Source organism: Pseudomonas putida (assembly GCF_009883635.2).
GTDB lineage: Bacteria > Pseudomonadota > Gammaproteobacteria > Pseudomonadales > Pseudomonadaceae > Aquipseudomonas > Aquipseudomonas putida_W.
The window spans coordinates 1,978,469-1,991,851 of sequence record NZ_CP026115.2 but is presented as its reverse complement, the minus strand read 5'-3'; the positions used below and the strand labels follow the sequence as shown (position 1 = coordinate 1,991,851).

General features: G+C 63.3%; 14 protein-coding genes and 1 pseudogene. 6 read left to right on the top strand and 9 right to left on the bottom strand.

Translation table 11 applies throughout. The features are described from left to right. Positions 1–35 precede the first annotated feature (35 nt). The 3 genes from C2H86_RS09160 to C2H86_RS09150 all read right to left on the bottom strand — a co-directional run bounded on the left by C2H86_RS09160 (position 36) and on the right by C2H86_RS09150 (position 2,476). Positions 36–1,133: an AGE family epimerase/isomerase gene (locus tag C2H86_RS09160; protein WP_159412309.1), complete on the bottom strand. Its 1,098-nt coding sequence runs from the start codon at positions 1,131–1,133 to the stop codon at positions 36–38. Positions 1,134–1,176: 43 nt separating this feature from the next. Then, positions 1,177–1,812: a TetR family transcriptional regulator gene (locus C2H86_RS09155; protein ID WP_152956971.1), complete on the bottom strand. Its 636-nt coding sequence runs from the start codon at positions 1,810–1,812 to the stop codon at positions 1,177–1,179. A 121-nt stretch (positions 1,813–1,933) separates the two neighbouring features. Beyond that, positions 1,934–2,476, bottom strand: coding sequence for a phage infection protein (locus tag C2H86_RS09150; protein WP_163985952.1), 543 nt, complete (start codon positions 2,474–2,476; stop codon positions 1,934–1,936). 340 nt (positions 2,477–2,816) lie between these two features. Here C2H86_RS09150 and C2H86_RS09145 point away from each other — a divergent pair. Then, positions 2,817–4,876: pseudogene (locus C2H86_RS09145) on the top strand (AsmA family protein). A 32-nt stretch (positions 4,877–4,908) separates the two neighbouring features. On the opposite strand, the gene C2H86_RS09140 reads toward C2H86_RS09145, so the two are convergent. Then, positions 4,909–5,439, bottom strand: coding sequence for a ferritin-like domain-containing protein (locus C2H86_RS09140; protein ID WP_159412307.1), 531 nt, complete (start codon positions 5,437–5,439; stop codon positions 4,909–4,911). A gap of 49 nt (positions 5,440–5,488) precedes the next feature. Then, entirely contained in the window at positions 5,489–5,830 is a 342-nt protein-coding gene (gene osmE, locus C2H86_RS09135; protein ID WP_027920776.1) for an osmotically-inducible lipoprotein OsmE, read from the bottom strand. Between the two features lie 124 nt (positions 5,831–5,954). On the opposite strand from osmE, the gene C2H86_RS09130 reads away from it, so the two are divergent. Next, positions 5,955–6,845, top strand: coding sequence for an esterase/lipase family protein (locus tag C2H86_RS09130; protein ID WP_159412306.1), 891 nt, complete (start codon positions 5,955–5,957; stop codon positions 6,843–6,845). Here C2H86_RS09130 and C2H86_RS09125 read toward each other — a convergent pair. Continuing rightward, on the bottom strand, positions 6,842–7,714 hold the full coding sequence (locus C2H86_RS09125; RefSeq protein WP_159412305.1) for a DMT family transporter: 873 nt from the start codon (positions 7,712–7,714) through the stop codon (positions 6,842–6,844). The two genes, C2H86_RS09130 and C2H86_RS09125, sit on opposite strands and share 4 nt — an antisense overlap. Positions 7,715–7,853: 139 nt before the next feature. Here C2H86_RS09125 and C2H86_RS09120 point away from each other — a divergent pair, with 139 nt between their 5' ends. Then, positions 7,854–8,141: a PsiF family protein gene (locus C2H86_RS09120; RefSeq protein WP_110633580.1), complete on the top strand. Its 288-nt coding sequence runs from the start codon at positions 7,854–7,856 to the stop codon at positions 8,139–8,141. A 70-nt stretch (positions 8,142–8,211) separates the two neighbouring features. Continuing rightward, complete coding sequence (locus tag C2H86_RS09115; protein ID WP_159412304.1) at positions 8,212–9,219, top strand: AI-2E family transporter; 1,008 nt, start codon at positions 8,212–8,214, stop codon at positions 9,217–9,219. A gap of 127 nt (positions 9,220–9,346) precedes the next feature. Here the strand turns inward: C2H86_RS09115 and C2H86_RS09110 are convergent, their stop codons facing one another. Further along, entirely contained in the window at positions 9,347–10,618 is a 1,272-nt protein-coding gene (locus tag C2H86_RS09110) for an Hsp70 family protein (RefSeq protein ID WP_159412303.1), read from the bottom strand. A 163-nt stretch (positions 10,619–10,781) separates the two neighbouring features. Here C2H86_RS09110 and cbpA point away from each other — a divergent pair, with 163 nt between their 5' ends. Both cbpA and C2H86_RS09100 read left to right on the top strand, forming a co-directional pair. Continuing rightward, positions 10,782–11,750, top strand: coding sequence for a curved DNA-binding protein (gene cbpA, locus C2H86_RS09105; protein WP_152956962.1), 969 nt, complete (start codon positions 10,782–10,784; stop codon positions 11,748–11,750). A gap of 2 nt (positions 11,751–11,752) precedes the next feature. Continuing rightward, positions 11,753–12,058, top strand: a complete 306-nt coding sequence (locus C2H86_RS09100; protein ID WP_027920784.1) for a chaperone modulator CbpM — start codon at positions 11,753–11,755, stop codon at positions 12,056–12,058. Positions 12,059–12,118: 60 nt separating this feature from the next. On the opposite strand, the gene C2H86_RS09095 is transcribed toward C2H86_RS09100, so the two are convergent. Then, positions 12,119–12,634: a GNAT family N-acetyltransferase gene (locus C2H86_RS09095; RefSeq protein ID WP_159412302.1), complete on the bottom strand. Its 516-nt coding sequence runs from the start codon at positions 12,632–12,634 to the stop codon at positions 12,119–12,121. 31 nt (positions 12,635–12,665) lie between these two features. Next, on the bottom strand, positions 12,666–13,364 hold the full coding sequence (urtE, locus tag C2H86_RS09090) for an urea ABC transporter ATP-binding subunit UrtE (RefSeq protein ID WP_159412301.1): 699 nt from the start codon (positions 13,362–13,364) through the stop codon (positions 12,666–12,668). Between the last annotated feature and the right edge of the window lie 19 nt (positions 13,365–13,383).

The following is a 13,383-nucleotide window of genomic DNA, read 5'->3' as shown; positions in this document are numbered from 1 at the left end:
CTGATGGCCTCTTCGCGGGCTCGCCCGCGAAGAGGTCAGCTCAGGCGCTGCAAACGTTCCAGGCAGGTCGCCAGGTGATAAGGCGTAGTCGAAGGCATGTCATGCCGGCTCACCGCCCCTTCACCATCCCGGCACTCATACCAGCCACCGGCATGCAGGAACTGCTGCTCCATCGCTCTCAACTGGACCAGCAGCTTCGCTTCATTCCCCGAGCGCAACACCAGTGCCCGCAGGTATTCCGCCTGTGCCCAGATCCGCTGGGTCGCATCGAGCACGTTGCCTTCCACATCGAGCATGGCCAGCACTGCCGCATTATTGACCCCGCACAGCTCGGCATAGCCGAAGGCCCGCTCGATGGAGGCATGCAGCGCGGTCCCGCGCAGCAGCGGCGAGGTTTCCAGCAGGTAGAACCATTCGAACTGATGCCCCGGCTCGAACCAGTTATCCACAGTGCCTCGTGGCTTCTCCAGCATCAGCCCGTGCTGCGGCTCGATGAAGTGTTCCTGCAGGGCTGTGCACAACTGCAGCAGCGACTGCTGCACGTGCTCGTCCTCGCGGACCGCCAGCACTTGCAGGAAGGCCTCGGCCAAGTGCATCTGCGGGTTCTGCAGCGGGCCGCTGCCAAGGTCGGCCCAGTCTTCGCCAAGGCTGGCTTCATACAGACCGTCATCCCGGGCGAACTGCTCGTCGACTACTTCCAGTGCAGCATTGAGGGTGGCTTCCACCAGGTTTTCGCCAACCTTGCCCCAGTAGTGCGCGCACGCGAACACGATGAAGGCGTGGGTGTACAGGTCCTTGCGCCGGTCCAGCGGCTTGCCCTCGGCGTCGATGCTGTAGAACCAGCCGCCATGCTCGGCATCGTGGAAGTGCTTCTGCAACGAACGGAACAGCGCCGCCGCCCGCTCGGCTGCGCCCGGTTGCTCGATGCGGCTGCTGAACAGGTAAAGCTGGCGAGCACAGGCCATGGCCCGGTAGCGCTGCACCGGCAACGGGCGGTGCTGGGCGTCCAGGGCCTCGTAGGGCAAGGCCATGTCGGCGTTCCAGCCCGGCCCTTGCCACAGTGGCACGATGCGTTCGGCGAAGTGCTGATTGAAGCGGGCCAGTTCGGGCAGGGTGGGGTGGGGGTTGGGCATATTGGCGCTCGTCGCTTTCGGGCAGGGCGCCATGGTAGCAGAACTAGGGTTGTGGGTTGCCCAGGCCTTGCCAGTGGCGCGCGCCGACGAAGATGAAGCGCAGTTGCTGGGTGATCTTTTCCTGGGCGCTCAACACCTGTGGATAACCCGGCTCCGGGCTGTCGATCAGTTCCGGCAGGGTGGCGAACACGGTCTTCACCACCAGGTCGGCCATCACCGCCAGCGCGGCGTTGTCCAGGTGCTGCCAACGCTTCATCCGCGCAAGGTCGGTGGCCAGGTCGTCGCTGATGTCCTGGCGCAGGCGGGCGATGGCCTGGCGCACGGCTTGCGAACCGCCGTACTGCTCGCGGGCGAGGAACAGGAACTGAGCGCGGTGGGCGGCGACCACGTCGAGGAAGATGCGCACCGAAGCATCAGTGATGCCGCCGAGTTCGAATTCGTTGTGACGCACCAAGCGGATGGTCTGGCGGAACGTGGCGTCGACTTCAGCCACCAGCGCAAGGCCCAAGGCGTCCATGTCGGAAAAATGCCGATAGAAGCCGGTCGGCACGATGCCTGCCGCCTTTGCCACTTCGCGCAGGCTCACGCTGCCAAAGCCACGGCCGCTCTCCATGAGCTGGCAGGCGGCATCCAGCAGGGCCTGGCGGGTCTGTAGCTTCTGTTCGGCGCGCGGCAGCATGGGGGGGCTTCTGTGACGTTGAGGCTGGGCACTCTAGATAAAAAAACGAAGCCCGGTCAATGGACCGGGCTGGGAGGGGAGCAAGCCGTGTGACAGAGGTTGTTCTTTTCGGCCATGGCGATCAGCTCACGTGGCTGATTGCAACCAGGCGATCCGAACCACCTTCAGCTACGCGGCCACTGCGTTCGATCAGGCGGTCCGAGCCACCCTCGGCAACGCGGCCCGAGCGTTCAATCAAGCGATCCGAGCCACCTTCGGCAACACGGCCCGAGCGTTCGATCAAGCGGTCCGAGCCACCTTCGGCAACGCGGCCAGAGCGTTCGATCAGGCGGTCCGAACCACCTTCGGCAACACGGCCAGAGCGTTCGATCAGGCGGTCCGAACCACCTTCGGCAACACGGCCAGAGCGTTCGATCAGGCGGTCCGAACCACCTTCGGCAACACGGCCAGAGCGTTCGATCAGGCGGTCCGAACCACCTTCGGCAACACGGCCAGAACGTTCGATCAGACGATCCGAACCACCTTCGGCAACAGTTTTCAGCGTTTGGGCCATTTCAGCAGTGCTGGAGCGAGCTTCGGCGGTCAGGTGCTGGTCGGCAGCTGGCAGGGCGAAGGCGTTGGCAGCAAGGATCGACAGGGTCAGGGTCAGCAGGGTGCGTTTCATGATTCGGTGCTCCTCTCGGGGGCTGGAAAGTGGGTACGAAGCCAATGCTACGCCCGGTGACGCCAGAGAGAAGTTCATACGGGTAATGGTAACAATCGACGGTATTGATAGCGTCGCAGGAAGGCTCTATTCCAGCTGTTTTGGCATGGTGTGCGGCTTTTTGCCAGTAATGCTTGTCGGTAACACCAGTGTCGCTGCAAGGCCGATAGCCAGGCAGGAAACCTGAAAAAACTCGCTATCATGGCCGTCTCCGATAAAACCCAGCGGGTTTTCATCAGTCCGAGATATTGAATGCCATCGTTACGCCTGCTTTGTGCCATGGCGTCAGGAGAACCACGCAATGACGCGTCCCGCCAGAATCCTCGTCTGGACCTTAACCACCCTGCTGACCCTGCTGGCGATCCTGGTGGTGATCATCGCCACTTTCGACTGGAACCGCGTCAAGCCGCTGCTCAACGAGAAGGTTTCCGAGGCGTTGCACCGGCCGTTCGCGATCAATGGCAACCTCGCCGTGCACTGGCGCACCGAGCCGGAAGAAGGCGGTTGGCGCGCGTGGGTGCCGTGGCCGCATTTCATTGCCGAAAACCTGACCTTGGGCAACCCTGACTGGCTCAAGGAACCGCAGATGGTCGGCCTGGAGCGCGTGGAGTTCCGCCTGGCGCCGCTGCCGTTGCTGTTCCAGCAGATCAGCATCCCGCGCATCGACCTGACCAAACCCACCGCCAGCCTCACGCGCCTGGCCGATGGCCGCGCCAACTGGAACTTCGACTTCGGGCCCAAGGACGAGAACGAGGAACCCTCCAAGTGGCAGCTGGACATCGGTGCCATCGGCTTCGACCAAGGCAATGTCAGCTTCGATGACCAGACTTTGAAAACCAGCATGAAACTGCAGATCGACCCGCTAGGCAAACCGATCCCCTTCAGTGAAATTGTTGGCAAGGCCGGCGCCGAAAAGGTTGGAGGCGCCCAGGATTATGCGTTCGGGCTCAAGGCCCAGGGCCGCTACAAGGGCCAGCCGGTGTCCGGTACCGGCAAGATCGGCGGCCTGCTGGCGCTGCAGGACGCCAACCAGCCGTTCCCGTTGCAGGCAGACGTGCGCATTGCCGATACCCATGTGGTCCTCGCCGGTACCCTGACCGACCCACGTAACCTCGGCGCGCTGGACCTGCGCCTGCGCCTGTCCGGTGCCAGCCTGGGCAACCTCTACCCGCTGACCGGCGTGACGCTGCCTGACACCCCGGCCTATTCCACCGATGGCCGGCTCCGCGCCAACCTGCATGCAGCAGAAGGCGCGACCTTCAATTACCAAGGCTTCAACGGCAAGATCGGCGACAGCGACATCCATGGCGACCTGGCCTTCGTCGCCAGCCAGCCACGGCCCAAGCTCTCCGGCAACCTGGTATCCAACCAACTGCTGTTCAAGGACCTGGCCCCGCTGATCGGCGCCGACTCCAATGCCGAGCAGAAAGCCCGCGGCGGCGCGAGCAAGCAGCCGGCCAACAAGGTGCTGCCGGTGGAAGAGTTCCGCACCGAGCGCTGGCGGGCGATGGACGCCGACGTCACTTTTGCCGGCAAGCGCATCGTCCACAGCGAAAAGCTGCCCTTCAACGACCTTTCTGCCCACGTGATCCTCGACGATGGCTTGTTGCGCCTGGAACCGCTGCGATTTGGCGTGGCCGGTGGCAGCCTGGCCTCAAATATCCGCCTGGACGGCCGCAACATACCGCTGCAGGGACGCGCCCAGCTGACGGCGCGTGGCTTCAAGCTCAAGCAGCTGTTCCCACCTTTGCACCGATGCAGACCAGCTTCGGCGAGCTCAACGGCGATGCCGACATCAGTGGCCGTGGCAACTCGGTGGCGGCGTTGCTGGGCACGGCCAATGGCAACCTGCGCATGCTGATCAATGATGGCGCCATCAGCCGCAGCCTGATGGAGATTGCCGGGCTCAATGTCGGTAACTACGTGGTTGGCAAGCTGTTCGGCGATGAAGATGTGAAGATCAACTGTGCGGCAGCGGACATCGGTATCAAAGACGGGCTGGCGACCACGCGCTTGTTCATCTTCGATACCGAGAACGCGATTATTTACATCAACGGCACGGCCAACTTTGCCAGTGAGCAACTGGACTTGAAAGTCACCCCTGAGTCCAAGGGGCTGAGGTTGTTCTCGCTGCGCTCGCCGCTGTATGTGCGCGGGCCGTTTGCCAAGCCGAGTGCCGGGGTGCAGGCGGTGCCGCTGGCGTTGCGCGGGGCGGGAATGGTTGCGTTGGGCGTGGTAGCCGGGCCGGCTGCCGGGTTGCTGGCGCTGGTGGCGCCCAGCAGCGGTGATGAGCCCAACCAGTGCACGCCGTTGCTGCAGCAGATGAAAGCCGGCAAGGCGCCGGCTGCGGTGAAAAAGTAGAAGTAGCCGGGGCCGCGTAGCGGCCCCCGCAATTACAGCCCCTGAAGCAGATCGGACATGTCGTCCGCGTGCTCTTCTTCCTGGGCCAGGATGTCCTCGAAGATCCGTCGCGTAGTCGGGTCTTTATCGCCGATGTACTGAATGATCTCGCGATAGCTGTCGATCGCAATCCGCTCCGCCACCAGGTCCTCCAGCACCATCTCCTTCAGCGAGCTACCCGCCACATACTGCGCATGGGAATTCTTGGTGAGGTTGTCCGGATTGAAGTCCGGCTCCCCGCCCAACTGCACGATACGCTCGGCCAGCTTGTCGGCATGCTCGGCTTCCTGGTTCGCATGTTCGAGGAACTCGCTGGCCGCCACACTGGCCTTGATGCCGCTGGCCATGAAGTAATGGCGCTTGTAGCGCAACACGCAGACCAGCTCGGTGGCCAGCGACTCGTTGAGCAGCCGCAGGATTTCCTTGCGGTCGGCGTGGTAACCCTCGGTCACCGCGCCTTGCTCGACGTGCTGGCGGGCACGCTCGCGCAGGGTTTGCACATCGGTCAGTTCAACGTTGCTCATGATTGTCTCCAAACAGATCAGGACGGTGGGTCAAAGGTGGACGGGAGGCTCAGGCGCCGTGGGCGGCTTTGCTGTCCTCTTCTCGTTGCTTGCAGGTCTTGAAGCCCTTGGCATCGACATGGCCGGTGGCGTCGAAGCGCACGTAGTACGGCTGCTGGTGGCCGTCACGGTTGAGGATGTAGTCGTTGCAGGTGCCCCCGTGCGGCAGGTCGATCACGTTCGACGGGCTGCCGCCGATGGCGATGACCTTCTGCATGGTCATGCCGTTCTCCACCTGCTTGACCAGCGGCTCGTCGCGGTAGGTGACGTGGTCCACCGGGTTTTCCGGGTGGCTGCTGCAGGCGGCCAAGGCGGCGCTAGCCAAAAGGACTGCCAGGGTCTGCTTGTACATGGTCCCGCTCCTTGCAAAGGGTCTGTTCTGCGTTGGAACCACACGTCGCGTCGGGAGTTCGATTGCGATAGTCATCGAAGCGACGCTAGTGTTGGCCGATCGTCCACGGAAAGGGGTTAAAGCCATGCAGCAGGAGTTGGCCACGCGATACCCGTTGGTGCTGGTGCCCGGCATGCTCGGCTTTGTCCGGGTGCTGCTCTATCCGTACTGGTTCGGCATCGTGCCGGCGTTGCGCAAGGGCGGCGCCCAGGTGTTCCCGGTGCAGGTCTCGCCGCTGCATTCCAACGAGGTGCGCGGTGAGCAGTTGCTGGCGATTATCGAAGACATCTGCCAGCGCACCGGCGCGGCAAAGGTCAACCTCATCGGCCACAGCCAGGGGGCGCTGAACGCACGTTATGCGGCAGCCAAACGTCCGGATCGGGTGGCCTCGGTCACTTCGGTGGCGGGGCCCAATCATGGCTCGGAGCTGGCCGATCATCTTGAGCGCACGGCGCCGGGTGATTCACCCCAGGGGCGCATGCTCAAGGCCATCCTGCATGGCCTGGCGGTGTTGCTGGTATGGCTGGAAACCGGCTGGCGGCGCGACCCGCTGCCGGTCGACGTGCATGCTTCGCACCAGGCACTGACCAGCGCCGGGGTGGCCCTGTTCAACCAGGCTTATCCACAAGGGCTGCCAGATACCTGGGGCGGGGAGGGGGCGTATGAGGTGAACGGCGTGCACTACTACTCCTGGTCCGGCACCTTGCAGCCGGGGTTGACCGACCAGGGGCGCAACCGCTTCGACGGCAGCAACCGCTTCTGCCGGCTGTTCGCGCGCAGTTTCGTCAGGGAAAAGGGCCATTGCGATGGCATGGTCGGGCGTTTCAGCTCGCACCTGGGGCAGGTGATCGGCGATGACTACCCGCTCGATCACCTGGACATCGTCAACCAGTCGCTGGGCGCCGTGGGCAAAGGGGCCGAGCCGCTGCGACTGTTCACCGAACATGCGGCACGGCTCAAGGCCGCCGGCCTCTAGCGGCGTACCGGCGTGGTCCAGCGCTCGGCCAGAATGACGCCGACCAAGGTCAGCAAACCACCGATCAGGTGATAGCTGGCCAGTCGTTCGTCGAGGACTACTGCGGCGATCAGCGCGGTCACCAACGGCAGCAGGTTGAAAAACAACGTGGTACGGCTTGGCCCCAGGCGATGCACGGCCTGCATCCACACCAGCGGCGCGATCATCGAGGCGAGCACGCAGGCATACAGCACCAGGCCGATGTTGTGGCCATTCAGGCCGGTCTTGTCCGAAAGCAGGAACAGCGGCAGCAACACCAGAATGGCTACCAGCACTTGCAGGTACAGCAGCTGCAACGGTGGCAGGCGCAATTGCCATTTCTTCAGCAGGAAGCTGTACAGCGCGTAGGCCAGGGTTGCTACCAGCATCAGCAGGTCGCCGCTGTTCAGGCCTTGTTCCAGCAAGATGCCGGGCTGGCCGGCGGAGACCACTTCGAGCACACCGACGAACGACACCACCGCACCTGCGAGGGCCCCGTAGCTCAGGCGCTGGCCCAGCCAGGCGATGGACAGGGCCAGTGACATCAGTGGCATCAGCGAGAGGATGATGCCCATGTTGGTGGCGCTGGTGATGCCAGCGGCGAAATATGCCAGGCTCTGGTACACGGCCATGCCCAGCACGCCGAGGATGGCCACCTTGCCCAGGTGCGGGCGAATGGCCGCACGGTTGCGCCACACGGCGGGCAACAGGAACGGCGTGAACAGCGCGCCGGCCAGCAGCCAGCGATAGAAGCCGATTTCGGCAGGGTAGATGGCGCCGGCCGACATCTTGGTGACCACGGTATTACCGGCCCAGATGAGGATGGCGAAAAGGGGGAACGCGTAATTCATGCAGCAACAGACTCTTTCGTTTGGCAGTGACGCCTTGGCTGGACATTATGAAGGCCCATGGTCGGGTTAAATGTAAAAAATATTGTCTACACTCAGGCGCAGGTCCGTGCATCGGGCGCGGAGCCAAGGAGACCACTCCATGAAGATGTTGCACGTGCCACTGCTGGCGCTGGCTGTGCTGTTCAGCGCGCAAGGATTCGCCGCCAACACGGCACAACAGGAAAAGATGAAAACCTGTAACGCCGACGCCACGACCAAGGCCCTCAAGGGCGATGAACGCAAGGCGTTCATGAGTACTTGCCTGAAAAAGGACGTGCCGCAGTCTCAGCAGGACAAGATGAAGACCTGCAACGCCGACGCCACCACCAAGGCGCTCAAGGGAGACGAGCGCAAGGCGTACATGAGTGACTGCCTGAAGAAGAAGTGACCTGCGCCTATGCCTGTGCCCCGAAGGCTGGCAGACTGCGGGCATTCCCGCCGTCTGCCGTCGAGGCTGTATGACTTTCACCCCCCGCCAGATCACCCTGGCCAGCCTGATCATCGTCATGGCCGGGCTGCTGCTGGCTTTGCCCCTGAAATTGCTGCCCAGCCTGCTGGCCGGGCTGCTGGTGTTCGAGCTGGTGAACATGCTCACCCCGCGCTTGCAGCCGCTGATCGCCGGGCAGCGTGCGCGCTGGTTGGCGGTGGCGCTGCTGGGTGTGCTGGTGGTGAGCGTGCTGACCCTGCTGATAGCCGGTGCCTTCAGCTTCCTGCTGCACGAAGCCGAGAACCCCGGTGCCTCGCTGGACAAGTTCATGACCTTGGTCGAGCGTGCTCGCAGCCAGCTGCCGCCGTTCATCGAAGCCTACCTGCCGGCCAGCGCGGCGGAGTTCAAGGTGGCCATCGGTGACTGGATCAAGAGCCACCTGAGCGACCTGCAGCTGGTGGGCAAGGGCATGGCGCACATGTTCGTGACCCTGCTGATCGGCATGATCCTCGGTGCCATCATCGCCCTGCAGCGCATCCCCGACGTTTCCCGGCGCAAACCCCTGGCTGCGGCCCTGTTCGAGCGGCTGAACCTGCTGGTGCAGGCGTTTCGCAACATCGTCTTCGCGCAGATCAAGATCTCGATGCTCAACACCGCGTTCACCGGCATTTTCCTCGCCGTGGTGATGCCGTTGTTCGGCGTGCACCTGCCGTTGACCAAGACGCTGATCGTGCTGACCTTCCTGCTCGGGCTGCTGCCGGTGATCGGCAACCTGATGTCCAACACCCTGATCACCATCGTCGGCATGTCGCTGTCGATCTGGGTGGCGGCGGCGGCGCTGGGTTACCTGATCGTGATCCACAAGGTCGAGTACTTCCTCAACGCCAAGATCGTCGGTGGGCAGATCAGTGCCAAGGCCTGGGAGCTGTTGCTGGCGATGCTGGTGTTCGAGGCGGCGTTCGGCTTGCCGGGGGTGGTGGCGGGGCCGGTCTATTACGCCTACCTGAAGAGTGAGCTGCGGCGGGCGGAGCTGGTCTGATCTCCTGTGCCGGCCCTTTCGCGGGGCAAGCCCGCTCCTACAGGATTACCTATTGCTCAGAGGCAATGGTGATCTTGTAGGAGCGGGCTTGTCCCGCGAATAGGCCGGTGCAGGTAATAAAGGGTTGTCAGGCCGCGCCGTAGCGCTTGCGCGCCTCGATAGCCAGGCCGCTACCGATGCTGCCAAAGATGTTGCCTTCCACATGTCGCGCATTCGGCAGCATCGCCGACACGCTGTTGCGCAGTGCCGGAATCCCGCTCGAACCACCGGTGAAGAACACCGTATCGACCTGGCCAGCGCTCACGCCAGCCTTGGTCAGCAACTCGGTGACACTGCCGCGCACCCGCTCCAGCAGCCCTTCGATGGCCTCCTCGAACAGCACCCGGGTCAGGTCCACACCCAGCTCGCGCTCTACCCGGCTGAGGTCGACGCGGCGGCTGACCTGCTCGGTCAGCTCGATCTTGCTGGCTTCCACTTCCATCGCCAGCCAGTGCCCGGCGCGTTCTTCGATCAGCTTGAACAGGCGATCGATGCCCAGCGTGTCTTCGATGTCGTAGCGCATGCTGCCCAGCGCCAGCTGCGACTTCTGCGAGTACAGGGCATTGATGGTGTGCCAGGTCGCCAGGTTCAGATGGTAGCTGGTCGGCATCAGCGCGCCGCTCTTCATCCGGCTGCCGTAGCCGAACAGTGGCATCACGCCCTGCAGGCTCAGCTGCTTGTCGAAGTCGGTACCGCCGATGTGCACGCCACCGGTGGCGAGGATGTCGCTCTGGCGCTCGGCCACCAGGTGGCGCTCGGGCGACAGGCGGATCAGGGTAAAGTCCGACGTACCACCGCCGATATCGACGATGAGCACCAGCTCTTCACGGCTGATGCCCGACTCGTAGTCGAACGCCGCGGCAATCGGCTCGTACTGGAACGACACGTCCTTGAAGCCGATCTTGCGCGCTACCTCGGCCAGGGTGTCCTCGGCCTCCTGGTCGGCGGCAGGGTCTTCGTCGACGAAGAATACCGGGCGGCCCAGCACCACCTGGTCGAATTCACGACCGGCGGCAGCCTCGGCACGCTTTTTCAGCTCGCCGATGAACATGCCCAGCAGGTCCTTGAACGGTAGGGCGCTGCCCAGCACGCTGGTGTCGTGCTTGATCAGCTTGGAGCCCAGCAGGCTCTTCAGCGAGCGCATCAGGCGGCCTTCGTAGCCTTCCAGGTATTCGTGCAGCGCCAGGCGGCCATATACCGGGCGACGCTCTTCGATGTTGAAGAACACCACCGACGGTAGGGTGATCTTGCCGTCTTCCAGGGCGATCAACGATTCGACGCCCGGGCGGTGCCAGCCGACCGTGGAGTTGGAGGTGCCAAAGTCGATGCCCAGGGCGCGGGCCGGCGATACGTCAGACATGGGAAAAAGCTTCCGGAGGCAAAACGGCCGCGCAGTTTATGCCAGTTGGCTACAGAATCAAGACCGATCGTCTGCCTTGAGGCAACCCCAAGCGAACCTTGAAAGGCTATGCTTGACCCCTATCTTCAGATGCAACACGAAAATTCACATTGGTGATCCAAAGATGGACTTCAAAGACTATTACAAGATACTCGGCGTAGAGCCCACGGCGGACGAGAAGGCGATCAAGGCCGCGTACCGCAAGCTGGCGCGCAAGTATCATCCTGACGTCAGCAAGGAGCGCGACGCCGAGGACAAGTTCAAGGAGGCCAATGAGGCCTACGAGGTGCTCGGTGACGCGCAGAAACGCGCCGAGTTCGACGAAATCCGCAAGTACGGCGGCCAGCATGGCCGGCCGTTCCAGGCACCACCAGGCTGGCAGAGCCGTGGCGGCGCGGGTGGCGCTGGCGGTGGCTTCGAGGGCGGCGACTTCTCCGACTTCTTCAGCTCGATCTTCGGTGCCCGTGGCGGTAACCCGTTCGGTGGTGGCGGCCGGCAACAACAACGCAGTGCCGGCAGGCGAGGGCAGGACGTGGAACTGGAACTGGCGATCTTCCTGGAAGAAACCCTGAGCAAGGAATCCAAGCAGATCAGCTTCCAGGTGCCGCAGACCAACGCGGCCGGCCAGCGCACCGGGTTCACCACCAAGACCCTGAACGTGAAGATCCCTGCCGGGGTCACCGATGGCGAGCGCATCCGCCTCAAGGGCCAGGGCGCCCCAGGCGTTGGCGGTGGTGCCAACGGCGACCTGTTCCTGACCGTGCGCATGGCACCGCACCCGCTGTTCGATGTCGAAGGTCATGACCTGATCATCACCGTGCCGCTGGCGCCGTGGGAGGCTGCCCTGGGCACCAAGGTGGCGGTGCCGACCCTGACCGGCAAGATCAACTTGACCATCCGCCCCGACAGCCAGAGCGGCCAGCGCCTGCGCGTGCCGGGCATGGGCCTGGCGAACAAGAACGGCGAGCGCGGCAACCTCTACGCGCAGCTGAAAGTGGTGATGCCGCCGGCCTCTGACGCTGCTACCCGTGAACTGTGGACCCAGCTTTCCGAGAAAGCGGCGTTCGACCCGAGGACACAATGGAGTAAGTGATCATGAGCAGCACCCTGATCGTTCAACTGGACATGCGTACCCTGTGTCAGGAAGCCGATATCACGGCTGACTACGTGATCGAAATCGTCGAGCACGGCATTGTCGAACCTTCGGGGCGAACGCCGGAGGACTGGTTGTTCGACGATCAGGCGCCGCTTTTGGCCAAGCGCGCGGCGAAACTGCATCAAGAGCTGGAACTGGAGTGGGAAGGGGTAGCGTTGGCGCTGGAGCTGCTGCAGGAAGTGCAGCAGTTGCGCAGCGAGAACAGCATGTTGCGCCAGCGGTTGGGCAGGTTTACCCAGATGTAAGCCGCCCTGATTGGCCCGATGTGGGAGCGACACAAGGCCGCTCCCACAAGAGATCGCATTTCAGGTTGGTTCAGCACCCGGGTTCAGCACAAGCTGCATGAAGGTCAAATCCAGCCAGCGGCCAAACTTCACCCCCACCTGCGGCATCTGCCCGGTTACCACGAAGCCCAGCCGCTCATGCAGGCGCACCGATGCAGCATTGCCGCTCTCGATGGCCGCGACCATCACATGCTTGCCGCACCCCCGCGCCCGCTCGATCAGCGCTGCCATCAGCACTGGCCCCAGGCCCTTGCCACGCTGGTCGCCACGCACATACACCGAGTGTTCCACGGTCAGGCGAAAACCTTCGAACGGCCGCCAGTCGCCAAACGATGCATAACCCAGCACACCGGTCTCATCCACAGCCACCAGGATCGGATAGCCCTGCTGCGCCCGTGCTTCGAACCAGGCCTGGCGGTTGGCCAGCTCCACCGGGGTTTCGTTCCAGATCGCGGTGGTATTGCGCACGGCGTCGTTGTAGATGTCGAGGATGCCCGGCACATCGGTGGGCAGGGCGTCGCGGATTTCGTAACTCATGACAGCGTCTCGCAGGGTCGTTGATGGCAGATTAAATGGTTACCAGCCCGCGCACACCTTCGGCTTGCATGTTTGCACCGCGGCCACGCTGGATGATCTCGCCACGGGCCATGACCAGATAGTGGTCGGCCAACGCCTCGGCGAAGTCGTAGAACTGTTCCACCAACAGGATCGCCATGTCGCCACGCTCGGCCAGGCGCCGGATCACCGTACCGATCTCCTTGATCACCGAGGGCTGGATGCCTTCGGTCGGCTCGTCGAGGATCAGCAAGCGCGGGCGGCTGGCCAAGGCGCGGCCGATGGCCAGCTGTTGCTGCTGGCCGCCGGACAGGTCGCCGCCACGGCGTTGTTTCATCTGTTCCAGCACCGGGAACAGTTCGTAGATGAACGCGGGCACTTCACGTGCCTCGCGGGCAGGGAAGCGCGACAGGCCCATCAGCAGGTTTTCCTCGACAGTCAGGCGCGGGAAGATTTCACGGCCCTGGGGCACGTAGGCGATCCCGGCGTGGACCCGCTGCTGGGGCTTGAGTGTGGTGATCGGTTTGCCTTCCCACTCGATATTGCCCTCGCGGGCAGGCACCAGGCCCATCAGGCAGCGCAGCAGGGTGGTCTTGCCCACCCCGTTGCGGCCCAACAGGCAGGTGACTTCGCCGACCTTGGCTTCGAAGGACAGGCCCCGGAGGATGTGGCTGCCGCCGTAGTACTGGTGCAGGGTGTCGATTTTCAGCATGTGTTGTCCTTGGTATTGA

Coding starts and splice junctions, on each gene's coding strand:
- C2H86_RS09125 (WP_159412305.1), bottom strand. CDS start 7,714: ATGAATTACGCGTTCCCCCTTTTCGCCATCCTCATCTGGGCCGGTAAT.
- C2H86_RS09100 (WP_027920784.1), top strand. CDS start 11,753: ATGAGCAGCACCCTGATCGTTCAACTGGACATGCGTACCCTGTGTCAG.
- C2H86_RS09150 (WP_163985952.1), bottom strand. CDS start 2,476: ATGAAACGCACCCTGCTGACCCTGACCCTGTCGATCCTTGCTGCCAAC.
- C2H86_RS09130 (WP_159412306.1), top strand. CDS start 5,955: ATGCAGCAGGAGTTGGCCACGCGATACCCGTTGGTGCTGGTGCCCGGC.
- C2H86_RS09160 (WP_159412309.1), bottom strand. CDS start 1,133: ATGCCCAACCCCCACCCCACCCTGCCCGAACTGGCCCGCTTCAATCAG.
- C2H86_RS09120 (WP_110633580.1), top strand. CDS start 7,854: ATGAAGATGTTGCACGTGCCACTGCTGGCGCTGGCTGTGCTGTTCAGC.
- C2H86_RS09115 (WP_159412304.1), top strand. CDS start 8,212: ATGACTTTCACCCCCCGCCAGATCACCCTGGCCAGCCTGATCATCGTC.
- osmE (WP_027920776.1), bottom strand. CDS start 5,830: ATGTACAAGCAGACCCTGGCAGTCCTTTTGGCTAGCGCCGCCTTGGCC.
- C2H86_RS09155 (WP_152956971.1), bottom strand. CDS start 1,812: ATGCTGCCGCGCGCCGAACAGAAGCTACAGACCCGCCAGGCCCTGCTG.
- urtE (WP_159412301.1), bottom strand. CDS start 13,364: ATGCTGAAAATCGACACCCTGCACCAGTACTACGGCGGCAGCCACATC.
- C2H86_RS09095 (WP_159412302.1), bottom strand. CDS start 12,634: ATGAGTTACGAAATCCGCGACGCCCTGCCCACCGATGTGCCGGGCATC.
- C2H86_RS09140 (WP_159412307.1), bottom strand. CDS start 5,439: ATGAGCAACGTTGAACTGACCGATGTGCAAACCCTGCGCGAGCGTGCC.
- C2H86_RS09110 (WP_159412303.1), bottom strand. CDS start 10,618: ATGTCTGACGTATCGCCGGCCCGCGCCCTGGGCATCGACTTTGGCACC.
- cbpA (WP_152956962.1), top strand. CDS start 10,782: ATGGACTTCAAAGACTATTACAAGATACTCGGCGTAGAGCCCACGGCG.